Source organism: Rhodoferax sp., from assembly GCF_034520025.1.
In the GTDB taxonomy this organism is placed as follows: Bacteria; Pseudomonadota; Gammaproteobacteria; order Burkholderiales; family Burkholderiaceae_C; genus Allorhodoferax.
The window spans coordinates 826,089-847,983 of the sequence record NZ_JAXHNZ010000001.1 but is presented as its reverse complement, the minus strand read 5'-3'; the positions used below and the strand labels follow the sequence as shown (position 1 = coordinate 847,983).

Here is a 21,895-nt window from a genome sequence, read left to right as displayed (position 1 = left end):
TACCTTTCAAGGAATATGGGGTACCGCCAGCGCGGTAGAACCCTTGTCTACGGAGATCCCGCTCAGAATAGAAGGGCTATGTGACAGCCGTGTGTATGCGAGACACCCGCTGCCCGCACGGGCTATCCAAGTGCGCCCAAAGACAATCCAAAAAGAGTGGAGAAGATACATTTCACCGAGGTGTTTTCGCAGTTCGGCGGCATACTCTGCGATCAACAAACAATGAATTTGCCTATCAACGGGAGCGCTATCGCATGGACATCTGGATATCAATAGGCATCGGTTTGGTTTTGCTGGTGGTGGGCGGAGAGTTGCTAGTGCGCGGCGCTGTGGCGTCTGCCACCGCACTGGGCGTATCGCCGTTGCTGATCGGGCTGACCCTGGTGGGGTTTGGCACCTCCACCCCTGAGCTGGTCACCAGTGTGACGGCCGCACTCAATGGCTCAGCGGGCATTGCCGTAGGCAATGTGGTGGGTTCGAACATCGCCAACATCCTGTTCATTCTGGGGGTGTCCGCCATCATCTACCCGATGGCGGTGAACCCCAGAGGCTTCAGACGCGACGCCATCATGCTGTCGGCTGCCGCTTTGGCATGTATGGGCGTTGTGTTGTACGGGCGCATGAGCATGCTGCTCGGCATTGGCTTTCTTGTGAGCTTGGTGTCCTACGTGGTGTTTGTGTACGTGCAGGAAAAACGGGCACCAGATGAAGCCGCCACGGTTGCAGAGCACCGCGCCGAAGACGCCCCCAAGGGACCTCGACAGCTCACGCTATCGCTCGCCATGGCGGTGGGCGGCATTGCTATCACGATTTTTGGTGCCCGTTTTCTGGTGGATGGCTCTATCTCGCTTGCCAAAACGCTGGGCGTGTCAGACACCATCATCGGGCTGACCATTGTGGCGGTGGGCACCTCCATGCCGGAATTGGTGACCTCGGTGATGGCGGCTTTGCGCAAGCATGCGGATGTGGCCTACGGCAACATCGTCGGGTCCAACATCTTCAACGTACTGTTTATCTTGGGAAGCACCTCGATCATTCAGCCGATCGACATGCCTGCTCAAATTGCTCACTTTGACATTTGGGTCATGTTGGTTGCGACGGGTCTGCTGGTCTTCTTTGCCCGCTCTGGTGCAACGCTGCAGCGCTGGGAAGGCGGCGTGCTTCTCGCGTCGTATTGCGCTTACACCGGCTATCTGATTTCTATTGCCTGAGAGCACGCTTACCGATGTCTGCTACGACCCCTTCGCCCAAAGTTTTAGGTTTTTTGCCCCAAGAAGCGGTACCCGGCGCCCTGCTGGTTTTTGTCGCGGCCTTGGCCATGGTGGTGGTCAACTCCCCTTGGGGCCCGGCGTACCAATCAGTTTTAGCCACTTCGTTCAGCATCGGCCCTACCGGGGGCGGTATCGAGATGAAGGTGGCCTACTGGATCAAAAACGCACTGATGGCGTTGTTCTTTTTCTTTGTAGGGCTGGAGCTCAAGCGCGAAATGCTGGAGGGCCAACTCTCCAACCCTAAGGCAGCACTACTGCCCGTGTTGGCAGCCGCTGGCGGCATGGCAATACCAGCCCTGTTGTTTGTAGCCTTGGCAGGTAGTGCAGGCTTTGGCAAAGGCTGGGCCATTCCGGCTGCCACGGATATTGCGTTCGCACTGGGGGTGTTGTCGCTGTTGGGCAACCGTGTGCCGGTTGCACTCAAAGCTTTTTTGCTGGCGGTTGCGGTGGTGGACGACCTTGGTGCCATCCTGATCGTGGCGTTTTTCTACACCGAACAGGTGTTGACCGACTACCTGCTCATGGCAGCCGGCGTGAGTGCGCTTTTGGTGGTGATGAACCGGCTCAAAGTGGCATCTGTCAGCCTCTACATCCTGGTCGGGATCGCCTTGTGGGTTGTGATGTACCGCTCGGGCATCAGCCCGACGATTGGCGGCGTCATCGTGGCAGCGTGCGTGCCACTTAAAGCCAGCGATGGGCACAGCCCCTTGCATGAGGCTGAACACAACTTCAGACCATGGATTTTGTTTGGCGTGATGCCCGTGTTCGCTTTTGCCAATGCTGGCATCAGCCTGGACGGCGCAGGGGACTACCTGCTGCACCCCATCACGCTGGGGTCCGCGCTGGGCTTGGCGCTGGGTAAGCCTATCGGCATCGTACTGATGACCTTCATCGGTGCCCTGCTCTTGAAAGCCAACAAGCCCGGCACCTGGCTACAACTCGCAGGCGTTGGATGTATTGCAGGTGTGGGCTTCACCATGAGTTTGTTTGTAGGCGCACTGGCTTTCACAGACCCTGCCTTGGCCACACCGGTGCGCTTGGGTGTGTATGTCGGGTCCATCTTCTCAGCGGTGGCGGGGCTGTTGATTCTGTCGCGTGCACTGCCTCAAGCAGGCACCGTCACCAACTCAACGATGGACGACCAGACTCGACCCTTTATTGGGGCTGAGCCCGAATACGAGACCTACGGCAAAAACCAACACTGAGGGCTATGGCCTTTGTTGTTGACAACCGCATTGCGAAAGCTATTGGACGATGGAAAAAGCGCTCTCTAAAGTAGGCACCCTGCTCTACGGCATGCGATTCAGCATGTTGTTCTTTTATGTCGGGCTGGTGTTCATCATCATCGGCATATTGGGCAAGTTTCTGCTGGAAAGCTACAAGCTTATGCAGACCCTGCTTTTTGGCGAGCTCGCAAAAATCGATCTCATCATTAAGGTGCTGGAGCTCGTTGACATGACGATGGTGGCCCAGCTAGTGTGGGTGGTTGCACTGGCGGGTGTGTCTTTGTTTGTGACGACGGGGCACTTCGACAAAGTGGACATCAAAAAGCCGGACTGGCTCGACCATGTCAACACCTACAACCTCAAACTCAAGCTGGCGTTCGCCATCATCTCCATTTCGGGGGTGCATGCACTCAAGACGTATTTGAGCAGTGACTTGAGCCTCGAGAGCATCAAAGTCGTGACCATGGTGGCGGTCATCCATTTCACTTTCGTGCTCTCCGCGATGGGGATTTCGTTTGCCGAACGCATGACCCGCGACAAGCACTAGTTGCCGGGCAGCCAAGGCTGAGGCCTTCGACTGACGGGTAGCAGCCGCTCGGTGGCGCAGGGGTGCACGAGGCCCACCGGGGCTCATTGCGCACCTAAAAGTCACAAATCGATTGATGTTCTTCCATATAGTGATTTGCAAAGTATGGAATACAGTACCTCCATAGCCTGAGGGCATTGCCCTTCACGCGATCCGTTTTCACCTTGTTGAACGCCCCTTCTTCTGAAAGGCCCACCATGACTTCCACTACCCCTCGCACTGCTGAGCACCGCCTACAAATCGCGACTAGCCTGCACCAGTTCATTCAGGACAAAGTGCTGCCAGGCACCGGCATTGCGCCCGAGGCTTTCTGGAAAGGGTTTGACGCCATCGTGGCCGACTTGGCCCCCAAGAACATCGCGCTGCTGGCAGAGCGCGACCGCCTGCAAAGCGAGCTGGACACCTGGCACAAGGCCAACCCCGGCCCCATCACCGCAGGTGATCCTTCGAAACCTTCGGATATGACGAATTACAAGGCATTTCTGGAAAAGATCGGCTACCTGGTCGAGAGCCCCAAGAAGGTAAAGATCACCACCAAAAACGTGGACGCCGAGCTGGCCACGCAAGCCGGCCCGCAGTTGGTGGTGCCCGTGCTCAACGCCCGCTACGCGCTGAACGCCGCTAATGCTCGCTGGGGTTCCTTGTACGACGCGCTGTATGGCACCGACGTCATCAGCGAAGACAAAGGTTGCGAGAAGGTCGGCCCCAAGGGTTATAACCCCAAGCGTGGCAAAAAGGTCATTGAGTACGCGCGCCACGTGCTGGACCGCTGCGCACCGCTCAAGAAAGGCTCGCACGTGGGCTCCACCGGCTACGCCATCAAGGGCGGTGACCTGGTCGTCACCCTCAAAGACGGCACGACAAGCAAGCTAGCCGACAAGGCCCAGTTCATCGGCTTCCAAGGCACTGCCAAAGATCCTGCATCCGTGCTGCTGCAGCACAACGGCTTGCACCTAGACATCATCATCAACCGCGCCACGCCCATCGGCAAATCAGACGCCGCTGGCGTGAGTGACCTGGTGCTGGAAGCCGCCCTCTCCACCATCTTGGACCTGGAAGACTCCGTGGCCGTGGTGGACGCCGAAGACAAAGTGCTGGCCTATGGCAACTGGCTGGGCATCCTGCAAGGTACTTTGGTCGAGAGCTTTGAGAAGGGTGGCAAGACGCTGACCCGTGACCTCAACGGCGACCGCGTGTACACCGCGCCCGACGGCAAGAAGGAAGTCAAGCTGCATGGCCGCAGCCTGATGTTTGTGCGCAATGTGGGCCACCTGATGACCAACCCGGCCATCACCTACACCGCAGCCGACGGCACGACAAAAGAAATCCCCGAAGGCATCATGGACGCGGTGGTCACCACCACCATCGCCCTGCATGACCTCAAGAAGACCAAGAAAGACGCTATCCGCAACTCGCGCAAAGGTTCGGTCTACATCGTCAAACCCAAGATGCACGGCCCTGCCGAAGTGGCATTTGCCGCCGAGCTGTTCACCCGCGTGGAACAGATGCTGGGCCTACCAGACAGCACCGTGAAGCTGGGCATCATGGACGAAGAGCGCCGCACCAGCGTGAACCTGAAGGCTTGCATTGCTGCGGCGCAGAGCCGCGTGGCGTTCATCAACACCGGCTTCCTGGACCGCACCGGCGACGAGATGCACACCGCCATGCAGGCCGGCCCCATGATCCGCAAGGCGGACATGAAGAGCAGCGCATGGATTGCCGCGTACGAGAAAAACAACGTGTTGGTGGGCCTGTCCAGCGGCTTGCGCGGCAAGGCGCAAATCGGCAAGGGCATGTGGGCCATGCCCGACCTGATGAAGGCGATGATGGAGCAAAAGATTGCTCACCCCAAGGCCGGTGCCAACACCGCCTGGGTACCCAGCCCCACTGGCGCCACCCTGCATGCCCTGCACTACCACCAGTTGCTGGTCAGCGACGTGCAAAAGGAACTGGAAAAGACCAACTACGAGAAAGCCCGTGACGGCATTCTGGATAACCTGTTGCAGATCCCCGTGACGTCCACGCCCAACTGGACAGACGCCGAGAAGCAAGCCGAGCTGGATAACAACGCCCAGGGCATCCTGGGCTACGTGGTGCGCTGGGTGGACCAAGGCGTGGGCTGCTCCAAGGTGCCCGACATCAACGACATCGGCCTCATGGAAGACCGCGCCACCCTGCGCATCAGCAGCCAGCACATGGCCAACTGGTTGCACCACGGCGTGGTGACCAAGGCACAGGTGGAAGAAACCTTCCAGCGCATGGCCGCCAAGGTGGACAAGCAGAACGCGGGGGACAAGCTGTACACCCCCATGGTGGGGAACTTCACGGGCGCGGCCTACAAGGCAGCTTGCGATCTCGTCTTCAAAGGCAAAGAGCAGCCCAGCGGCTACACCGAGCCACTGCTGCATGCTTGGCGCTTGAAGGTGAAGGCGGCTGCTTAAACCGCCCAAGGCGGGCAGCTCACTATCAATTTAGGAGCTGCTCGCGCAGATTCTATGAGCGCCAGATGCCCATTTGGCATCAAAAAAGCAAGCGGCACCTTTGGGTGCCGCTTGCTTTTGATGGCCTATGCCGCGGTGATGATCATGGGTTTGTCATCCCTATTTAGATCAAGAATCCCGAGCCTAAGTTGTAGAAAGTAAACGACTTGTCCGATTTGTCCGCCGTATGGACAAAAAAATGGGAGCCGAAGCTCCCAAGTTCACTTTTTAAGAAACGCGGCTCAAGCTCACGCAGATTTGCGACGCCGCGCCACGGCTCCGATGACACCCAGACCAGCCAACAAAAGGGCGTAAGTCTCGGGCTCGGGTACTGCGGTGACGTTAGCCATCACGCTGCCTGAGTTGTCGCCGTTGTTGGAGTCGAAGTAGAACAGCTTGAGGGTGTTAGTGCTGGTAGCTACTCCGGTGTAGGACGTACCAATGGCGAAGAAAGAGCCAGCACCGAATTGACCAACCAAGGTACCGTAGGCAGCGGTCAGGCCGTTTTGGCTATAGGCTCCGAAATTGTTTCCGATTTGTGTACCGGTGGCGTAAACCGGGACTTGGGAGTCGGTACCAGGTGTATAAAAAACACCAGTGGTGAGACCATTGGCGTTGGACCAGCGGGGCAGCGAACCAGCGTTCCAAAGGTCCTCTGCTGCGACCGACACCGAGAATTGCTGACCAGCTGTTAACGCCAGCGTAGCAACACCGACGCCACCGCTAGTGCTGTTTTCCAAAGCTTTGACTTCAAAAGTCGTCGCGCCGGCGGCAGCAGACAGGGCGACGAGGGACAGCGCGCAAAGGCTGGACTTGAGTGTGTTCATAATTTCTCCTGGGTAGACAGTTTCGAGTGGGTAAGACGAAGCAACACAGGACAAGGTGAACTCCACATACCGACTGGCGCACTTTACTTACTCTTGTTTACATATCAATGGCCCGTATGGACTACCCACCACGGTGTAGTCACGCGGCCCCAAACGGCAGGAACCTTCCTGCACACGGCCTAGCGGCCACACCGAGCCACTGCTGCATGCTTGGTGCTTGACGGTGAAGGCGGCCGCGTAAGCAGTCAAGGCGGGCAGCTCACTATCAATTTAGGAGCTGCTCGCGCACTATGTACTGGGGCAATTGCCTGCTTTTATGCACCATCGGCACGACGGAGCTAGGCAACAAATGCGGAGATATCCGCCGTCAAATCCGGATGTCCAGCGAAATGCTCAATCACAAAGTCGACAAAAGCACGCACCCGCGCGGGCAATTGTTTGCGAGTGGGGTAGTGAATGAAGAGTTGAATGTTCTCAGCCACGCTATCGGGCAAAAGCACTTTGAGCTGTCCGTTGCGCAGCATGGGTAGCGCCAGTGGCTGGGGCAGTTGGGCAATTCCCAAGCCACCGCTACAAGCCTGCGCCAGACTTCGAAAATCATTGCAAATGAAGTGCCCTGGCAACTGTAGAAACCGCATGCTGCGTGCTCCTGCACCGGCGTCGCCGCCACGGGTTTGAACGATAAAGGGCGTGGTCTGCTCCCGCCCGGTGATCTGCATCAGCAGCGTTTGGTGCTTTTCCAAATCCTCCAAGCTCTGCGGTAGACCCGCTTGCGCCAAATACGCAGGCGATGCGCACAAAAGCAACCGCAGCGGCCCAAGCGGCCGCGCCACAAATGCTGCATCGTTCAGGGCGCCCACCCGAATGCCGACATCAAAACGCTTATTTATCAAAGGGCTGCTGTCTTCGCTCAACTCCAGCTCCAGCGTGATGCCGGGATAGCGCTGCAGAAACTTGGGCAAGAGCGGGATCAGGTACAGATAAGCGACCGGCGAAATCACGGTGGCTCGCAACTTACCGCTGGCACTGCGCGCATCGCTGGCGACTTCTTTACAGGCCGCATCGAGCTGCGCGAGTGGAAGGCGGCACTGCTCCAGAAAAGCTTGGCCTTCCGGTGTGAGCTGCAAGGCACGGGTGCTCCGCGCGAGCAGGCGCACCCCCAGGGCAGCTTCCAAGCGGCTGATGTTTTGGCTGACGGCTACTGCGGAAATACCGAGATCCTTCGCCGCTTTGGCAAAGCTGCCGAGCTCGGCGGTGCGGGTGAAGTTAAGAATGCCTCGAAGACTTTGCATGCCCGGAATTCTCAGCCACCAAGTGCATATTGCAAAGTTTTAGTTTGGTATTTATGAAGCATTAGGTCAGTTGCACAACACTTTGGCGACTTTTAGAGTTCACCCATGCCCAATTTCGGGCTGATTTTTGAAAGAAACTGACCATGAAATACCTCCTTTTGTGCCAAATGCATCCCGCCGCCCTGACCGACGTACCAGATTCGGCCATGCAACAAATGATGCAAGCCATGATGGCTTACAACCAGCAACTGATCCAAGCTGGCGTGCTGATCGCCGCTGGCCAGCTTGCTCCACCAGAATCCGCCCAGCGGGTGTTTGCAGAAAAAGGCCGGATCAAAACAGAAGAGGGCTTCGCTCTGAAAGGCGACACACAAATCGGCGGCTACTACCTGATCGACGTTCCCGGCGAACCAGAGGCCACAGGCTGGGCGGCCAAATGCCCAGCCGCCCAGTTTGGCGCGCTGGAAGTACGCCAAGTGGCGTACTCACCCGTGTGAATTCGAGCATTTCATCAACGCCAGATACGATGAACAACCCACTGCCCCAACCCTCCTCCCTCAACAAAGAAAGCGCCAGAGCCATGCAATTCGAAGCAAGCATCACCATCAATGCCCCGGCAACCACTGTGTTCGCCCTTTATGCCAATGTCGCGGGCTGGCCCGTTTGGGACCCTGATTTAAAAGCGGCTAGCTTGGGTGGCCCCTTAGTTTCGGGTGCGGTGGGCGAGGTATCGCCCCACAGTGGGCCCAAGTCTGCACTGCGGTTTATCGAGGTGGTTCAGGGCAAAAGCGTACGCATGGAATGCAAATTGCCCTTGGGGATGATGCAATTCGACTATGAGTTGCAGGCGCAAGGCGCCAGCACCGTCGCAACGCATCGCACCACGTTTTCAGGCTTTCTTGCACCTCTTTGGAGTCGCTTGATCGGCTCAGGCATGAAGAAGACCCTGCCTGCTGCGCTCGCTGGCCTTAAACGCACGGCAGAGGCAGCTTAAAAACAAGGCGCCCATGAATTCCGTTGCCGTGACCTTGTTTTTTGCAGCGTGCTGCGCATTAATGCAGTGTCTGCTGACTGTATTGGTGATCCGCCGCCGGCTGAACGCGGGCGTTTACTTCTTGGACGGAGGTGACGACCCTCTGCTGCGCCGCATCCGTGCGCACGGCAACTTTGCCGAAACAGCGCCGATGGCTTTGCTGCTGATGGCGCTGCTGGAATTCAGTGGTCTGGATCGCGTGTGGGTGATGGTTTTCGGGGTCGCCTTGCTGGTGGGCCGAGTCATCCATGCAGCGAGTTTGCTGACGAATCATGCGGCCTGGAGCCGCAGCTTGGGTATGGCGCTCACCATCGGGGTGATAAGTATCGAAGCGGTCTGCGGGTTGTGGATGGTTTTTCGCTGACTTTGCATCACCATTTGATTCACGGACTCGATGCCAAAAAGTCTGCGGCCCACAAATCAAGGCGTCTTCGACAACCTGCTGCAGATCCCGGTGACGACTACCCCAAACAGAACAAAAACCCAAGTTAACGAAACCACATAGCGCATGGTCGCCAAGGTGGAGAAGCAAAACGTCGGCGACGGGCACTGCACCCCCATGGTGGGGAACTTCAAAGGTGCGGCGTACCGGGCAAAGACTAAGTTGGTGCTCAACGGCCCGGTGCAGCTTAGTTGGCATAGCACTGCGCCGTTGTATGAATGGCGCTTGAAGCTGAAGGCGACTGCGCAAGCTGCGGCCCGAGAAACTGCGAAAGTTACTACATATTCAATAGCTACTCGCCATCACTCAATCATGGCCGAGACACTCAGCCGGCATAAAGCAAGATATCGACTCGCGTCATTTGCGGATCAGAAATATTCGCCGGGTAGCACCTACGAACTTTTAGTACAAACGTAGTCAAGTACCCTCCACATAGCTCGGGCACAGTACCTCGCTCCGAGGTTCTGGCATTGAACTTGCAGCCCCAAATACATCGGATGAAATATTTTCTACAGCACTGAACACGATGCCGTCGGTTCGGTTGCGAGAACGCATTGGTTGGCGGCGCTGGTGAAAATCGTCGCTTGATTCAGATATATTCCGTCCAAAAAAATGACCCAAGGCATGCACTGCTATAGCAATGAAGGCCTTCGGATCACACCGTTTTCACTTGATGCTGTCACACCATGTTTAAAACTCTGTTGATTTTTCTCCATCTCATTGCTACCTGCGCAGCGATTGGCACGATAGTGCTGACAGACTTACGTCTGATTGCCAAGGTTATCGGCTACCGGGTAGTCATACCCAAGCCTGAACGGCTTGAAACCACGATCATCTCCTTGGCACTTGTGCTGCTTTACCTCACGGGCGGCTTGATCGTTTACATCGGCACTCAGGCCAGCCCTCACTATTTGAACAATGAAAAGCTATTGGCAAAACTTTTGCTGGTTGCTTTGCTCACACTTAACGCAGTGGCATTACACAAAACGGTGTTCCCAATACTTGGTCGCGCACGCCCTGTTTCTCAATGGAGCCGTCAAGAGTGACTCACTGTGGCCGCATGTGTTTCCCTATCCAATAGCATCTGGCTCTTTTGCTCTTTCTTGGGTATTGCCCGAATATGGAACCACACTGTTTCGTTCGAATTCGTGCTTGGCGTGGCTGCGATGATTTGGACTTTGGCCTTTCTGGTTGTCAATGCCGTACTTAAATTTGCCTCTCGCGATACACCCAAGCCACAACCGGACTGGATCGACACCATGAAGAATTCCCTAAGTAACTTCTCGGATTTGAATCCCCGCTAGAGGCGAACTACTCAAGATTGCGGAACCGGGTCCCCAAAAGCCTGCTCCCAACAATGCGATGGCTTTCGCGCGACACTCGGGGTCCTCACTAACAGAGACCCAGAACATGCACCCGGAAGACGACACCCCACCTCAGCGGCCACGTTGGCTTGCGGCGGCACTTATCGTAGCGGTGCTCTTAGTCGTCGCGGGCATGCTGACAGTGGGCTGGCGCACGCTGCAGGCCGACAACAGCGAAGGCGGAACGATACAAAGTGCCGCTGTACCTGCAAAAAGCGCCAGCGGTGTGGAGTCGCCAACATCACCGGCTACCCCCGCTGCTTCACTGGCGCTGGGCCAAGCTGCTGTCAACGCGTCCAACTGTATGCGCTGCCACGGGGTAGACCGGCGCTATGTCGGCCCCGCCTTCAATCAAGTGGCTGCCCGCTACCAAGGCCGTGCGGATGCAGTGGATTACCTGGTTGGCAAGATACGCAACGGCGGTTCCGGAGAATGGGGCCGGGCCCTGATGCCTCGGCACCCGCAGCTCAGCGAAGCGCAAGCGCGGCAGATGGCGCAGTGGGTGATGTCGCTGCCACCGGCAGCGCAGTGAACTGCAGCAAAAACCAAAACTGCTACGTTTTTAGTAGCTATCTGCGCATATTCCATGGGCGCTAGAGGCCCATTTCATACCTCAACACATCAAGCTGCAGCCATGTGGCGTACCGCGCGGATATCGTCCGGGCCCGTGCGGCAGCAGCCGCCAATCATGCGGGCCCCTTTAGCTTGCCAACGCGCGGCCATCTCTGCGTAAGCATCCGCTGGGTTGCAGGCGCCGGACCAGACCTTGCCTTCGGCGTCGTAATGTTCACCCGAGTTCGGATAGACCAGCACCGGCTTGGTGGTGCGGGTTTTAGCCTGCTCCACCAAGCTGGCCACATACTCAGGCGCAGTGCAGTTCACGCCGATTGCCACGATGTGCGGATAAGCCTCTAGTGCAGCCACGCAATCCGCCAAGCGCTCGCCCTGCACGTTGCGCTCGCCATCCTTGCAGGAGAAGCTGATCCACGCGCTGATGGTGTTTTGCTCGGCCAGTACATCGGCAATCGCCAAGGCTTCGTCCAAGCAAGGAATGGTCTCGCAGGCCAGCAGGTCAGCGCCCGAAGTCGCCAGCACTTGCATGCGCTCGCGGTGGAAGTCAGCCAGCGCGGCACGGCCGAGGCCGTAGTTGCCGCGGTACTCCGAGCCATCAGCCAGCATGGCGCCATACGGGCCTACCGACGCTGCCACCAGCGGACGCAGGCGGCCCACACGGTTGGCAGGCTCCGCCCAGAAGGCGTCACGCGCCTCAATAGCCAGGGTGACGGAGAGGCGCATCAAATCAGCAGCCTCCGCCCGGCTCATGCCACGGCGGGTAAAGGCTTCAAAGGTGGCCTGATAGCTGGCGGTCGTGGCCACATCGGCACCAGCCTCAAAGTAGTCCGCATGCACCGCGCGAATGAGCTCGGGCTGCTCGATCAACAACTTGGCAGACCACAGTGCGTCGTTCAAGTTGGCGCCACGGCGCTCCAACTCGGTGGCCAGAGCGCCATCCAGCACCATCAGGCGGTCGTGGGCGAGAAAACTATCCAAGGGGTTCAGCATCATGGGGGCCATTCAAAAATTCGAGGATGAGCATAGACAAAGCGCCCGCGCGGCGGCGGCAATTTGCCTAGCCTCTGTGCAGACAAGCAGCTCAGGCCACGTGGCTTTTGCGGCGTCGCTCCAGAAAATGCACACCTGCTGAAATCAGCAGGGTCAGCACGCCATAGACCACGCCAGCCAGCACCAGCGCGTCCGTGGTGTACGACTCATTAGACAGGCGGCGTGCAACGCCGGTCAGATCAAACACCGTGATGGTGCTCACCAGCGCCGTGGCTTTGAGCAAGGACACCACTTCGTTACCCAAAGCGGGAGTCGCAATGCGCAAAGCCTGCGGCAGCACGATACGGCACAGCAAAGTGCCGCCCGGCATTCCAAAGGCTCGGGCCGCCTCGGTTTGGCCAGCGGGAATGGCCAGAATGCCAGCGCGGATGTCCTCGGCCATGTAGGCGGCAATATTGAGCGTCAAGGCGATGAGCCCGCAGTAAAACGCATCTTCCAGTACGACCCATGCAACGGAGGCTCGCACCCACTCAAACTGGCTGAGTCCGTAGTACAGCAGAAACATCTGCACCAACAGCGGTGTGCCCCGCAGAGCCGCACCGTAGATGCGCACCAGTCGCCGCACCAGCGCCCCGCCATGCGTGGCACCCAGCGCCAAGCCAAGCGCGAGTACCAAACCGGCGGCGCCAGCGGCCGCCCACAGCTGCAAGGTAACGACTAGGCCTTCCCACAATTCGGCGCGGTTGTCCTGCAGCAGGACGAGGGTGTCAGTGAACCATGCGTCCATGGCTAGCTGCGAGAGGGCCGGTAAGGGCGCTGAGCCCGCCGCTCCAGCGCAGTAATCAGCGGGTCAGACAGGGCCAGCAAACAAAAATACATGACAGCTGCCACCATCAAAAACATAAACGGCTCGCGGGATGCCTGCGCCGCCATGTTGGACTTTTTGAGCAAGTCTTCCAAGCCGACCACAGACACCAGCGAAGTGTCTTTGAGCAGCGATTGCCAAAGGTTGCCCAGACTGGGAATCGCGATGCGCCACGCCTGTGGCAAACGCACCATAAAGAAGGTCTGCGTTGGGCCCAGGCCCAGCGAGCGCGCCGCTTCCAGCTGCCCGCGCTCCAGCGCCACAAAGCTGCCGCGAAACACTTCAGAGGAATAGGCCCCCAGCACCAGCGCCAGAGACACTACGCCCGCAAAAAAGGGGCTGATGTCGAACGCGCCATCAAAGTGGTTGTTGATGAGGTTGGACAGCCCGAAGTAGCACACCAGCACCACCAGAAACTCGGGCACTCCGCGCAGCACGCCGGTGATCACTGCAACCGGACGGCGCAGCAAGGCGTGGCGGCTGAGCTGGCAAGCCGCCAGCAGCAAGCCCAACGCCAGCCCGCACACCAAGGCGGCGCAGGCCAGTTGCACGGTCATCAGCGCACCTTGCAGCAGCTGGCCCGTGTAGGCCTGCAAAACATCCATCTCGACTCCGGAAAAGCGCGGCCACCGCCCGCACGGGGCGGAAGGCGGCCTGTCAATTACTTGCTGGCAGGCGCAATGCTAAACGGGAACACCTTTTTATTCTCGGCAGCAAAAGTGCCATCGGTCAGCACCTTTTTAATGGCGGCGTTGAAGCGGGCCTTCAGGGCGTCGCCCTTGCGCACCGCAATGCCAGTGCCCTCGCCGAAGATTTCCACGTCGTTCACCGGCTTGCCGGCGAAGTCGAAGCCCTTGGCTTTGCCGGTTTTTTGCAGCCACTCGTAGGCCACGGTGGTGTCGGTCAGGGTGGTGGTCAGGCGGCCGGCTTCCAGGTCCAGCCAGATCGCGTCCTGATTGGGGTAAGACTTGGTGGCGATGCCGGACTTGCCCTTGGGCAGGCGTTTCTTGAAGTAAGTCTCGCTGTTGGAGCCGCTGTACACGCCCACCGTCTTGCCGCGCAGGGTGGCAGGGTCTTCGCTGATTCCGGAGCCCACTTTGGCCACGTATTGCACGGGTGCCAGGGTGAACAGATCAGTGAAGTCCACCACTTTTTGGCGCTCGGCGGTGATAGACATCTGGGCAAGCACCGCGTCGATCTTCTTAGCCTTGAGCGCAGGGATCAGCGCATCAAAGTCCATGGTGACGTATTCGCACTTGGCTTGCATGTGCTTGCACATCGCGTTGCCCAACTCAATTTCCATACCCTTGAGCTGGCCGGAGGCATCCTTGTACTCAAACGGAGGGTAGTCGGACAGAGTGCCGATACGCACCACATCCTGGGCATAGGCAACGCCAGCAACCAAGAACAGGCCGCCCAACAACGCTTTCACAAACTGACGCTTCATTCTTTGTATCTCCATCCGGGCGCCCACCGGAGGACGCCGCTTAGTTCAAGCAACACTGCGTTTTCAAGACGCAAAGGAACCTGAAGTTTCGCCCAAAGAAATAACGCCGAGCGGCGCAATTCCCAGCTTTGGCGCGGCCAAGCGGCACGCCGCACCACCCAAATGCCGGCCATGCCAATTGCAGGCATTTCCCTACAATCTCTGGATGGAAACGTCTCTGGACCCTTTTGACCGGAAAATTCTGGAATTCGTGCAACGCGATTGCCAGGTCAATGCAGAAGTGATTGCCGAGGCCGTGGGCCTGTCTGCGTCCGCGGTGCAGCGGCGCCTGCGCCGGTTGCGGGCAGAAAAGGTCATCACGGCCGAGGTGGCCATCGTGGACCCGCAGGTGGTGGGCCAACGCATGCAGTTCATCGCTGGCATTGAGCTCAAGGATAACTACGAAGCCCTGCCCCGCATCCGCGTATGGGTGCAAAAAGAGCCTGAAGTGCAGCAGCTTTTTTACGTAACCGGTGCCGTTGATCTGGTGATGGTCATCCTGAGCAAAAGCGTGAAGGAATACGACGCCCTCTCCGCCCGACTCATGGCCGAGGTGCCCCAGGTGATCCGCATGACCACCAATGTGGTGATTGATGCGATGAAGTCAGACCTGTACGTGCCGGTGGACGAATAAGACTGCCCATCAGCGTCCGTCATGCCCCCGACTCACCAAGCGCTGAACGGGTGTGCAGCCAAGTTGGAGTTGAAATAGCGAGCGTCGTGGGTGACCTCTGCCCCCAGCCAAGCGGGATGCTCGAAAGCTTCGTCTTCTGCCGACAGCTCCAGCTCTGCCACTACCAATCCAGCGTTATCGCTGGCAAACTCATCCACTTCCCAGCGGTGACCGGCATACAAGACGACATAGCGGGTCTTCTCAATCAGCGGACCATCACACAGGGCTAGCAGTGCCTGCGCATCTTCCAAGGGCACCGGGTATTCAAACTCAGCACGGGTCGCGCCAGTGCTTTTGCCTTTGATGGTGAGAAAGGCCACCCCACCCGCAATACGGATGCGCACGGTGCGTGCTTTGTCACGGTTCAGATAACCCTGCCGGTACAGCACGCCACTGTCGTTGCGCCAAGCGTCCCCGCTCACCAAAAACTTGCGTTCGATCTCAATCCCCATGAAGCACTCCGTGTGTGAGCTGCGGGCAGCGGATGGCTACACTGCCAACACCATGACCACTCCGCCAGCCATCAACCCCCAAGTGTGCCCTGTATGCGGCAAGGCGAACCAGTGCGCCATGGAGCTTGCGAAAGCTACCGGCCAGGCGCAGGGCCCGTGCTGGTGCACACAGGTGAGTTTCAGCGCAGCGCTACTCGGCCGAATCCCTGAGCAAGCCAAGGGCTTGGCCTGCGTCTGCGCACACTGCGCTACTCAAGTTGATGTAGGGCAATCAGATTGATCAGGGCAGACACCACCTCTGCCTTGAAGCCGACCCGCTTGGTCGCGCCGTCCGAATAGCCGCCATTCAAAATCAGGGTCCTGATGTACTCCACGCAATCCCGGTGCCCCCAGAACCGCTCGATCGCCAGGGCGATGCGGATGTGGTGCTCCGCGATGATGGCCATCTCGTGGTCAATACGGGCCTGCAAGGGCCTCTCGTTCAAAGGCAGGGGGCGCGTGTCCAAGTCATCGTCTTCCCACTGCAGCGAGGGGAAACCGGTTTCGGTATAGCGGGAGTCTTTGGGGTCAGTCACCAGAGGTCAATTGGGTGGTACTGGCTGCACTTTACTCCATGCCCCTTGTCTTCGCAGCGCGAAAATACAACGGCACAATGGGCGCATGACCAGCCATCCCTCTTTCATCGCACCCGCCCGATTCACCGACGCCGCCGCTGCGCTGGCGCAGGTTCACGCCATCTACGACCAAAGCATCGCTTACCTGCGCCAGGCCATGCAGCGCTTTGTGGCCGGTGAAGCGCTGGGTGGCCACGTTCGCGCCTGCTATCCACTGGTGCGCATCCACACCGATACCGTGTCCCGCAAGGCGGCGGCAGACATTGCCTGCCTGAGCTACGGCTTTGTCGCCGGCCCCGGCCGGTTCGAGACCACGCTCACCCGGCCTGATCTGTACCACCGCTATTACTTGGAGCAATTCCGCTTGCTGCTGCAAAACCACGGCGGCGAGATTGAGGTGGCCACCAGCAACCAGCCGATTCCGGTGCACTTTTCGTTCGCCGAGCACGACCATGTGGAAGGCCAGATGAGCGCCGAGCGCCGCACCCTGATGCGCGATGTGTTCGACCTGCCCGACCTGGCCGCCATGGACGACGGCATTGCCAACGGCACCTACCAACCCCGCCCCGGCGAGCCCATGCCGCTGTCACTGTTTACTGCGCCGCGCATGGACTATTCGCTGCACCGCCTGCGCCACTACACCGGCACGGGGCCGGAGCATTTCCAGAACTTTGTGCTGTTTACCAACTACCAGTTCTATATTGATGAGTTCATCGCGCTGGGCCGCAAAGCGATGCAAGACCCGGAGAGTGAATACATCGCCTTTATAGAGCCCGGCAATATGGTCACCCGGCGGGTCGGCCTGCCTGCTGAGGCGGCAGATGCCCTAGGCAAAGAGCCACCCCGCCTGCCCCAGATGCCCGGCTACCACCTGGTGCGGGCGGATAACGCCGGCATCACCATGGTGAACATCGGGGTCGGCCCGGCCAACGCCAAAAACATCACCGACCACATTGCCGTGCTGCGCCCGCATGCCTGGATCATGCTGGGCCACTGCGCGGGCCTGCGCAACAGCCAGCAGCTGGGCGACTATGTGCTGGCCCACGGCTATGTGCGCGAAGACCATGTGCTGGACGAAGAGCTTCCGCTGTGGGTGCCGATTCCGGCGCTTGCAGAAATTCAGGTCGCTTTGGAGCAAGCCGTGGCGGATGTGACGCAGGTGAGCGGCGCAGCTCTCAAGAGCATCATGCGCACCGGCACCGTGGCCAGCACCGACAACCGCAACTGGGAACTGCTGCCCGACAACCAGCCCCAACGCCGCTTCAGCCAGAGCCGCGCCGTAGCACTGGACATGGAAAGCGCCACCATAGCTGCCAACGGCTTTCGGTTCCGGGTGCCCTACGGCACCTTGCTGTGTGTGAGCGACAAACCGCTGCACGGCGAAATCAAACTGCCCGGCATGGCCAACCACTTTTACCGCGAGCGGGTGGATCAGCACTTGCGCATCGGCATCCGCGCCCTGGAACTGCTGCGCTCGCAGGGCATAGACCAGTTGCACAGCCGCAAGCTGCGCAGTTTTGCGGAAGTGGCATTTCAGTAATGAGCAGCTCCAACACCACCTTCTTTCAGGTCGATCACCTGCACAAACGCTACGGCGATGCCGAAGTCGTAAAAGACCTGAGCTTCCACATCGCACCGGGCGAGTGCCTGGGTGTGATCGGGCCCAACGGCGCTGGCAAAACCACCACCATCCGCATGTGCCTGGGCCACACCCTGCCGGATGGCGGCACCATCACTGCGATGGACCTGCAGATGCCGCATGAGGCCATGGCCATCAAGGCGCAACTGGGCGTTGTGACCCAGTTCGATACCCTGGACCCGGACTTCACCTGCGCGGAGAATCTGCTGGTCTATGGCCGTTACTTCGGCATGAAAGACGCCGCCATCAAGGCACGGATCCCGCAGCTGTTGGAGTTCGCGGCCCTCACCCACAAGGCCAACGCCAAGCCCGGCGAACTCTCGGGCGGCATGCGGCGACGCCTCAGCCTCGCCCGTGCTCTGGTGAATGACCCCAAGCTGCTTCTGCTCGACGAGCCTACGACCGGCTTGGACCCCCAAGCCCGCCACCTGATGTGGGAGCGCTTGCAGGTGCTGCTGCAGCAAGGCAAGTCGATACTGCTCACCACCCACTTCATGGACGAGGCCGAGCGCCTGTGCAACCGCCTGCTGGTGCTGGACCATGGCAAGAAGATTGCCGAAGGCACGCCACGCGACCTGATTGCCGCCCACCTGGAGCCCGATGTGGTCGAGGTGTTCGGCGTCGGCGCCCACGCGCTGCTAGATAGCCCTTTGCGTAGTTTGGCCGCGCGGGTGGAAGTGAGCGGCGAGACCGTCTTCTTTTACACCCAGGATTCCGCCCAGTTGCTGCATGCGTTGGTCGCTTATCCGCAGTTGCGCACCCTGCACCGCCCGGCCAACCTGGAAGACCTGTTTTTGAAATTGACCGGACGCCAGATCCGGGAGGACGCCTGATATGAGCACCCCCACAACTGCCCGCCTTCTCAAACCCCAGAGCATCTGGCGCGCGCCCGAGCTGTCCATGCGCTTTTGGCCGGTGTTTTTGCGCAACCTGCTCGTCTGGCGCAAGCTGGCCATCCCCAGCCTGGTGGGCAATATTGCCGAGCCCTTGATGTGGCTGGTCGCATTCGGCTACGGCATGGGCGCACTGGTGGGGCAGATCACGGTGAATGGGCAGCAGGTACCCTACATCCTGTTTTTGGCCAGTGGCTCGATTTGCATGAGCGCCATGCAGTCCGCGTCATTTGAGGCCTTGTATTCCGCCTTTAGCCGTATGCATGTGCAAAAGACGTGGGACGGCATCATGAACGCCCCAGTCAGCTTGGACAACGTGGTGCTGGCCGAGATGTTGTGGGCAGCCTTCAAGTCTTTGTTCACGGTCACCGCCATTCTTGGCGTGATGTTGGTGCTTGGTATCAGCCACAGCCCCAAGCTGCTGGTGGCCTGGCCCATTTTGCTGGGGGTAGGCATTACTTTCAGTTGCATTGCACTGATCTTCAATGCGCTGGCCAAGGGCTACGACTTCTTTACCTACTACTTCACGCTCTTTCTCACACCGATGATGTTTTTGAGTGGCGTGTTTTTTCCTCTGGATCAACTGCCATCGGCTGTGCGGGTCGTTGCGGACTGGTTGCCGTTGTCCAATGCGGTCGCGTTGGTGCGACCGTTGTTCATGGATCAATGGCCGACGGATGCCTTGCGCCATGGCTTGGTTCTCGTAGCTTATGCGACGGGTGCATTTTGGGTGGCGCTTGCTTTCACTCGAAAGCGCTTTTCCAAGTAAAACCGCCATGCGCCCACTTCTCCGCGTCGCCCTTGCCAGCCTCTTCGTGCTGGCGTTTCGCCCGGCAGCTGCCAATGAGGTGAATCTGGTGACGCTTGATTGGCCGCCGTACTCCGGCGCCGTACCCAATCAAGGCTTCCTGTCCGTAGTGTTACGGGAGGCCTACGCCACTCAGGGGCATAGCGTCTCCGTCAAGGTGCTTCCCTGGCTCCGGGCCATCAAAGTCACCATGAGCGGTGCTCGCAACAGTCCCTTGGGTTTTTACTCCGCGTCGCAACAAGAATGCACCGATGCCAATGGCCGGACATCCGACCCCATTGGCTACTACCAGTTTTATTTGGCACAACGCAAGGGTGGTCAGTCGACTTGGCGCCAGTGGAGCGACTTGCATGGCAAGCGTATCGGTGTGATCGAGGGCTACGACAACGGCCCCGATATTGCGCGCCTGGGATCGCAATCGCTGATAGTGCTGGATGCTGCGCCCAATGATTTGTCCAGCCTCCAAAAACTGGCGGCCAAACGGGTGGACTACGCCGTGACAGATGCTCGGGTATTTGAGCATCTCCAGAAAGTGCATTCACTGACATCGCTCGAACTGGCGGCTCGGCCGGTCACCGGGCGATTGCCTCTTTACGTCTGCTTTAACCGCACCCCCTCTGCCGAGGCGATGCGACTGGTCTTGAACGAAGGACTCAAGCAGGTCAACGTTGAGACGATTGCACAAACCTATCTGCGCCCCGCGAGCCGTTAACAGACTTTCGCCGGATACGGGCAGCAGATCTCTGAACGCCCTCACACTGCAAAAGGCATTTCGCAATCAAATTGCACACAATTTAATTGTGAAATACACTTCAACCCATGTCAGACAGCGCCCATCCACTTCCTGCCAACGACGCTGCCCTGCGGCTGGACAACCAGCTGTGCTTTGCGCTGTACTCCGCATCGTTGGCCATGACCAAGCTGTACAAACCACTGCTGGACACCCTGCAACTCACCTATCCGCAATACCTGGTCCTGTTGGTACTGTGGGAAACAGACGGCTTGAGCGTCTCCGCCTTGGGCGAGCGCCTGTTCCTCGACTCCGGAACGCTCACGCCCTTGCTCAAGCGCATGGAGGCCAGCGGCTTGTTGCGCCGTCAGCGCAGTGCCCAGGACGAGCGCCGTGTGGAAGTGTTTGTAAGCCCCCAAGGTCGCGCCCTGAAAGCCAAGGCCATCAGTATCCCGGCCTGCGTTGTTGCCGCCAGCGGCTGCCCCGTGCCGGAGCTCATGGCTCTGACCGGACAAGTTCAAACCCTGCGTGACCGGCTGACCGGCTCACACGGTTAAACCCCTTCACGATTACCCCCAACCGCTGCTGACGCAGCTTTTATGAAAGAAGCACCATGGTCAACAAAATCGAAAAAGTGATTTACACCGCCCACGCCACCTCCACCGGCGGCCGTGATGGCACCACACGCACTTCCGACGGCCTGTTGGACCTGAAGCTGGCGGTACCCAAAGAAATGGGTGGTCCTGGCGCCGGCGTGAACCCTGAGCAACTGTTTGCCTCCGGCTATAGCGCTTGCTTTATCGGCGCCATGAAATTCGTGGCGGGTACCCAGAAGATCGCGCTGCCTGCAGATACCAGCATCAAGGCTGCAGTAGGCATCGGCCAGATCCCGCAAGGCTTCGGCATCGAGGTCGCCCTGGAAGTCAGCATTCCTGGCATGGACAAAGCCGCAGCAGAAGCCCTGGTTGCCAAGGCTCACGAAGTGTGCCCGTACTCCAACGCGACACGCGGCAACATCGAAGTGACCATCACCGTCGTCTAATCGCGAGTGCTCCGGCGCTGCTGCAGCGCTGCAGGCTCACGAAGCCGACACACCTTCGGGTGGGTCGGCTTTTTCTTTGTCACGCGCAGGATGATGAGCCTGCACTTCATCGCGCAAGTGCCGCACTTCCAAGCGCAGGGCGTGAATTTCGCGCAGCAACTCACTATCTATCGCGCGTTCTTCCACCTCCACCAGCATGGCGGCCACCGACGCGGTCACTAGCGACAGCACGGCCAACCCCATGAGCACCACCAGCACCGCGAAAAAGCGTGAAACGTGTGTGCTGGGCACAATATCCCCATACCCCACGGTCGCCGCCGTCGTGAAGGCCAGCCACAAGCCGTCGCTAAAGGTTTCTGCGCGCGGCTCCAGCACCCAAAAGCCCAGCCCCCCGATGCCCAGAATCAACATGCACAGCCCCAGCGAATACGCCAGCCCCCGGCGACCTATCACGAGCTTGTGCAGTTTGACTTTGCGCATCCAGTAACTGTAGGGCCGCCCCAAGCAACACACATTGACTTGCATCAATCGGTGTCGGCGCGCTCATTCATCTGGTTGCGGACATCACAGCGCTAGGCCGCACGAGTCATAAAGCGGGGGACAATGCCC

The 21,895-nt window shown here is 58.9% G+C and carries 26 protein-coding genes; 17 read left to right on the top strand and 9 right to left on the bottom strand.

Going from position 1 to position 21,895, the window contains the following annotated elements:
- Positions 1–254: 254 nt before the first annotated feature.
- The 4 genes from U5L73_RS03995 to U5L73_RS03980 all read left to right on the top strand — a co-directional run bounded on the left by U5L73_RS03995 (position 255) and on the right by U5L73_RS03980 (position 5,524).
- Positions 255–1,211: a calcium/sodium antiporter gene (locus U5L73_RS03995; RefSeq protein WP_322561146.1), complete on the top strand. Its 957-nt coding sequence runs from the start codon at positions 255–257 to the stop codon at positions 1,209–1,211.
- 14 nt (positions 1,212–1,225) lie between these two features.
- A complete protein-coding gene (nhaA, locus tag U5L73_RS03990) occupies positions 1,226–2,476 on the top strand; it encodes a Na+/H+ antiporter NhaA (protein WP_322561145.1) in 1,251 nt (416 codons plus the stop codon).
- Between the two features lie 49 nt (positions 2,477–2,525).
- A complete protein-coding gene (locus tag U5L73_RS03985; RefSeq protein WP_322561144.1) occupies positions 2,526–3,044 on the top strand; it encodes a YqhA family protein in 519 nt (172 codons plus the stop codon).
- Positions 3,045–3,280: 236 nt separating this feature from the next.
- Entirely contained in the window at positions 3,281–5,524 is a 2,244-nt protein-coding gene (locus tag U5L73_RS03980) for a malate synthase G (RefSeq protein WP_322561143.1), read from the top strand.
- A 287-nt stretch (positions 5,525–5,811) separates the two neighbouring features.
- Here the strand turns inward: U5L73_RS03980 and U5L73_RS03975 are convergent, their stop codons facing one another.
- A complete protein-coding gene (locus U5L73_RS03975) occupies positions 5,812–6,390 on the bottom strand; it encodes a PEP-CTERM sorting domain-containing protein (RefSeq protein ID WP_322561142.1) in 579 nt (192 codons plus the stop codon).
- A gap of 338 nt (positions 6,391–6,728) precedes the next feature.
- Positions 6,729–7,682, bottom strand: coding sequence for a LysR family transcriptional regulator (locus U5L73_RS03970; protein ID WP_322561141.1), 954 nt, complete (start codon positions 7,680–7,682; stop codon positions 6,729–6,731).
- 143 nt (positions 7,683–7,825) lie between these two features.
- Here U5L73_RS03970 and U5L73_RS03965 point away from each other — a divergent pair, with 143 nt between their 5' ends.
- The 5 genes from U5L73_RS03965 to U5L73_RS03945 all read left to right on the top strand — a co-directional run bounded on the left by U5L73_RS03965 (position 7,826) and on the right by U5L73_RS03945 (position 11,053).
- The gene (locus U5L73_RS03965; protein ID WP_322561140.1) at positions 7,826–8,179 is read left to right on the top strand and encodes a YciI family protein; all 354 of its coding nucleotides are present in this window, start codon (positions 7,826–7,828) and stop codon (positions 8,177–8,179) included.
- An 83-nt stretch (positions 8,180–8,262) separates the two neighbouring features.
- Positions 8,263–8,676 (top strand): SRPBCC family protein, encoded by a 414-nt coding sequence (locus tag U5L73_RS03960; protein WP_322561139.1) that lies wholly within the window; start codon positions 8,263–8,265, stop codon positions 8,674–8,676.
- Between the two features lie 13 nt (positions 8,677–8,689).
- The gene (locus U5L73_RS03955; protein ID WP_322561138.1) at positions 8,690–9,079 is read left to right on the top strand and encodes an MAPEG family protein; all 390 of its coding nucleotides are present in this window, start codon (positions 8,690–8,692) and stop codon (positions 9,077–9,079) included.
- Between the two features lie 764 nt (positions 9,080–9,843).
- Entirely contained in the window at positions 9,844–10,203 is a 360-nt protein-coding gene (locus U5L73_RS03950) for a hypothetical protein (RefSeq protein WP_322561137.1), read from the top strand.
- Positions 10,204–10,567: 364 nt separating this feature from the next.
- A complete protein-coding gene (locus U5L73_RS03945; protein ID WP_322561136.1) occupies positions 10,568–11,053 on the top strand; it encodes a c-type cytochrome in 486 nt (161 codons plus the stop codon).
- Positions 11,054–11,142: 89 nt separating this feature from the next.
- On the opposite strand, the gene mmuM is transcribed toward U5L73_RS03945, so the two are convergent.
- The 4 genes from mmuM to U5L73_RS03925 all read right to left on the bottom strand — a co-directional run bounded on the left by mmuM (position 11,143) and on the right by U5L73_RS03925 (position 14,396).
- A complete protein-coding gene (gene mmuM / locus U5L73_RS03940; RefSeq protein ID WP_322561135.1) occupies positions 11,143–12,087 on the bottom strand; it encodes a homocysteine S-methyltransferase in 945 nt (314 codons plus the stop codon).
- Positions 12,088–12,175: 88 nt separating this feature from the next.
- Positions 12,176–12,871: an ABC transporter permease subunit gene (locus U5L73_RS03935; RefSeq protein ID WP_322561134.1), complete on the bottom strand. Its 696-nt coding sequence runs from the start codon at positions 12,869–12,871 to the stop codon at positions 12,176–12,178.
- 2 nt (positions 12,872–12,873) lie between these two features.
- Entirely contained in the window at positions 12,874–13,554 is a 681-nt protein-coding gene (locus tag U5L73_RS03930; protein ID WP_322561133.1) for an ABC transporter permease subunit, read from the bottom strand.
- A gap of 56 nt (positions 13,555–13,610) precedes the next feature.
- Positions 13,611–14,396 carry a transporter substrate-binding domain-containing protein gene (locus U5L73_RS03925; RefSeq protein WP_322561132.1) on the bottom strand — a complete coding sequence of 262 codons (786 nt, stop codon included), beginning with the start codon at positions 14,394–14,396 and terminating at the stop codon, positions 13,611–13,613.
- Positions 14,397–14,601: 205 nt separating this feature from the next.
- Here U5L73_RS03925 and U5L73_RS03920 point away from each other — a divergent pair, with 205 nt between their 5' ends.
- The gene (locus U5L73_RS03920; RefSeq protein WP_322561131.1) at positions 14,602–15,069 is read left to right on the top strand and encodes an Lrp/AsnC family transcriptional regulator; all 468 of its coding nucleotides are present in this window, start codon (positions 14,602–14,604) and stop codon (positions 15,067–15,069) included.
- Between the two features lie 32 nt (positions 15,070–15,101).
- Here U5L73_RS03920 and U5L73_RS03915 read toward each other — a convergent pair whose 3' ends face one another.
- Positions 15,102–15,560: a CYTH domain-containing protein gene (locus tag U5L73_RS03915; protein ID WP_322561130.1), complete on the bottom strand. Its 459-nt coding sequence runs from the start codon at positions 15,558–15,560 to the stop codon at positions 15,102–15,104.
- Here U5L73_RS03915 and U5L73_RS03910 point away from each other — a divergent pair.
- Positions 15,559–15,840 carry a cysteine-rich CWC family protein gene (locus U5L73_RS03910; protein WP_322561129.1) on the top strand — a complete coding sequence of 94 codons (282 nt, stop codon included), beginning with the start codon at positions 15,559–15,561 and terminating at the stop codon, positions 15,838–15,840. The two genes, U5L73_RS03915 and U5L73_RS03910, sit on opposite strands and share 2 nt — an antisense overlap.
- Here U5L73_RS03910 and U5L73_RS03905 read toward each other — a convergent pair.
- Complete coding sequence (locus tag U5L73_RS03905) at positions 15,809–16,135, bottom strand: hypothetical protein (RefSeq protein WP_322561128.1); 327 nt, start codon at positions 16,133–16,135, stop codon at positions 15,809–15,811. The two genes, U5L73_RS03910 and U5L73_RS03905, sit on opposite strands and share 32 nt — an antisense overlap.
- 85 nt (positions 16,136–16,220) lie before the next feature.
- On the opposite strand from U5L73_RS03905, the gene U5L73_RS03900 reads away from it, so the two are divergent.
- The 6 genes from U5L73_RS03900 (at position 16,221) to U5L73_RS03875 (ending at position 21,286) form a co-directional block, all read left to right on the top strand.
- On the top strand, positions 16,221–17,714 hold the full coding sequence (locus U5L73_RS03900) for an AMP nucleosidase (protein WP_322561127.1): 1,494 nt from the start codon (positions 16,221–16,223) through the stop codon (positions 17,712–17,714).
- Positions 17,714–18,646, top strand: coding sequence for an ATP-binding cassette domain-containing protein (locus U5L73_RS03895; RefSeq protein ID WP_322561126.1), 933 nt, complete (start codon positions 17,714–17,716; stop codon positions 18,644–18,646). The genes U5L73_RS03900 and U5L73_RS03895 overlap by 1 nt, the downstream gene beginning before the upstream one ends.
- 1 nt (position 18,647) lies before the next feature.
- Positions 18,648–19,475: an ABC transporter permease gene (locus U5L73_RS03890; protein ID WP_322561125.1), complete on the top strand. Its 828-nt coding sequence runs from the start codon at positions 18,648–18,650 to the stop codon at positions 19,473–19,475.
- A 7-nt stretch (positions 19,476–19,482) separates the two neighbouring features.
- Positions 19,483–20,226 (top strand): transporter substrate-binding domain-containing protein, encoded by a 744-nt coding sequence (locus U5L73_RS03885; protein ID WP_322561124.1) that lies wholly within the window; start codon positions 19,483–19,485, stop codon positions 20,224–20,226.
- Between the two features lie 107 nt (positions 20,227–20,333).
- The gene (locus tag U5L73_RS03880; RefSeq protein ID WP_322561123.1) at positions 20,334–20,801 is read left to right on the top strand and encodes a MarR family transcriptional regulator; all 468 of its coding nucleotides are present in this window, start codon (positions 20,334–20,336) and stop codon (positions 20,799–20,801) included.
- Positions 20,802–20,857: 56 nt separating this feature from the next.
- Positions 20,858–21,286, top strand: a complete 429-nt coding sequence (locus tag U5L73_RS03875) for an organic hydroperoxide resistance protein (RefSeq protein WP_322561122.1) — start codon at positions 20,858–20,860, stop codon at positions 21,284–21,286.
- Positions 21,287–21,322: 36 nt separating this feature from the next.
- Here the strand turns inward: U5L73_RS03875 and U5L73_RS03870 are convergent, their stop codons facing one another.
- Entirely contained in the window at positions 21,323–21,766 is a 444-nt protein-coding gene (locus U5L73_RS03870; RefSeq protein WP_322561121.1) for a potassium channel family protein, read from the bottom strand.
- Positions 21,767–21,895: the final 129 nt, after the last annotated feature.

Coding starts and splice junctions, on each gene's coding strand:
- U5L73_RS03955 (WP_322561138.1), top strand. CDS start 8,690: ATGAATTCCGTTGCCGTGACCTTGTTTTTTGCAGCGTGCTGCGCATTA.
- U5L73_RS03915 (WP_322561130.1), bottom strand. CDS start 15,560: ATGGGGATTGAGATCGAACGCAAGTTTTTGGTGAGCGGGGACGCTTGG.
- mmuM (WP_322561135.1), bottom strand. CDS start 12,087: ATGATGCTGAACCCCTTGGATAGTTTTCTCGCCCACGACCGCCTGATG.
- U5L73_RS03885 (WP_322561124.1), top strand. CDS start 19,483: ATGCGCCCACTTCTCCGCGTCGCCCTTGCCAGCCTCTTCGTGCTGGCG.
- U5L73_RS03965 (WP_322561140.1), top strand. CDS start 7,826: ATGAAATACCTCCTTTTGTGCCAAATGCATCCCGCCGCCCTGACCGAC.
- U5L73_RS03970 (WP_322561141.1), bottom strand. CDS start 7,682: ATGCAAAGTCTTCGAGGCATTCTTAACTTCACCCGCACCGCCGAGCTC.
- U5L73_RS03945 (WP_322561136.1), top strand. CDS start 10,568: ATGCACCCGGAAGACGACACCCCACCTCAGCGGCCACGTTGGCTTGCG.
- U5L73_RS03900 (WP_322561127.1), top strand. CDS start 16,221: ATGACCAGCCATCCCTCTTTCATCGCACCCGCCCGATTCACCGACGCC.
- U5L73_RS03920 (WP_322561131.1), top strand. CDS start 14,602: ATGGAAACGTCTCTGGACCCTTTTGACCGGAAAATTCTGGAATTCGTG.
- U5L73_RS03875 (WP_322561122.1), top strand. CDS start 20,858: ATGGTCAACAAAATCGAAAAAGTGATTTACACCGCCCACGCCACCTCC.
- U5L73_RS03980 (WP_322561143.1), top strand. CDS start 3,281: ATGACTTCCACTACCCCTCGCACTGCTGAGCACCGCCTACAAATCGCG.
- U5L73_RS03930 (WP_322561133.1), bottom strand. CDS start 13,554: ATGGATGTTTTGCAGGCCTACACGGGCCAGCTGCTGCAAGGTGCGCTG.
- U5L73_RS03985 (WP_322561144.1), top strand. CDS start 2,526: ATGGAAAAAGCGCTCTCTAAAGTAGGCACCCTGCTCTACGGCATGCGA.
- U5L73_RS03960 (WP_322561139.1), top strand. CDS start 8,263: ATGCAATTCGAAGCAAGCATCACCATCAATGCCCCGGCAACCACTGTG.
- U5L73_RS03975 (WP_322561142.1), bottom strand. CDS start 6,390: ATGAACACACTCAAGTCCAGCCTTTGCGCGCTGTCCCTCGTCGCCCTG.
- U5L73_RS03910 (WP_322561129.1), top strand. CDS start 15,559: ATGAAGCACTCCGTGTGTGAGCTGCGGGCAGCGGATGGCTACACTGCC.
- U5L73_RS03925 (WP_322561132.1), bottom strand. CDS start 14,396: ATGAAGCGTCAGTTTGTGAAAGCGTTGTTGGGCGGCCTGTTCTTGGTT.
- U5L73_RS03870 (WP_322561121.1), bottom strand. CDS start 21,766: ATGCGCAAAGTCAAACTGCACAAGCTCGTGATAGGTCGCCGGGGGCTG.
- U5L73_RS03935 (WP_322561134.1), bottom strand. CDS start 12,871: ATGGACGCATGGTTCACTGACACCCTCGTCCTGCTGCAGGACAACCGC.
- U5L73_RS03880 (WP_322561123.1), top strand. CDS start 20,334: ATGTCAGACAGCGCCCATCCACTTCCTGCCAACGACGCTGCCCTGCGG.
- U5L73_RS03950 (WP_322561137.1), top strand. CDS start 9,844: ATGTTTAAAACTCTGTTGATTTTTCTCCATCTCATTGCTACCTGCGCA.
- U5L73_RS03895 (WP_322561126.1), top strand. CDS start 17,714: ATGAGCAGCTCCAACACCACCTTCTTTCAGGTCGATCACCTGCACAAA.
- U5L73_RS03890 (WP_322561125.1), top strand. CDS start 18,648: ATGAGCACCCCCACAACTGCCCGCCTTCTCAAACCCCAGAGCATCTGG.
- U5L73_RS03995 (WP_322561146.1), top strand. CDS start 255: ATGGACATCTGGATATCAATAGGCATCGGTTTGGTTTTGCTGGTGGTG.
- nhaA (WP_322561145.1), top strand. CDS start 1,226: ATGTCTGCTACGACCCCTTCGCCCAAAGTTTTAGGTTTTTTGCCCCAA.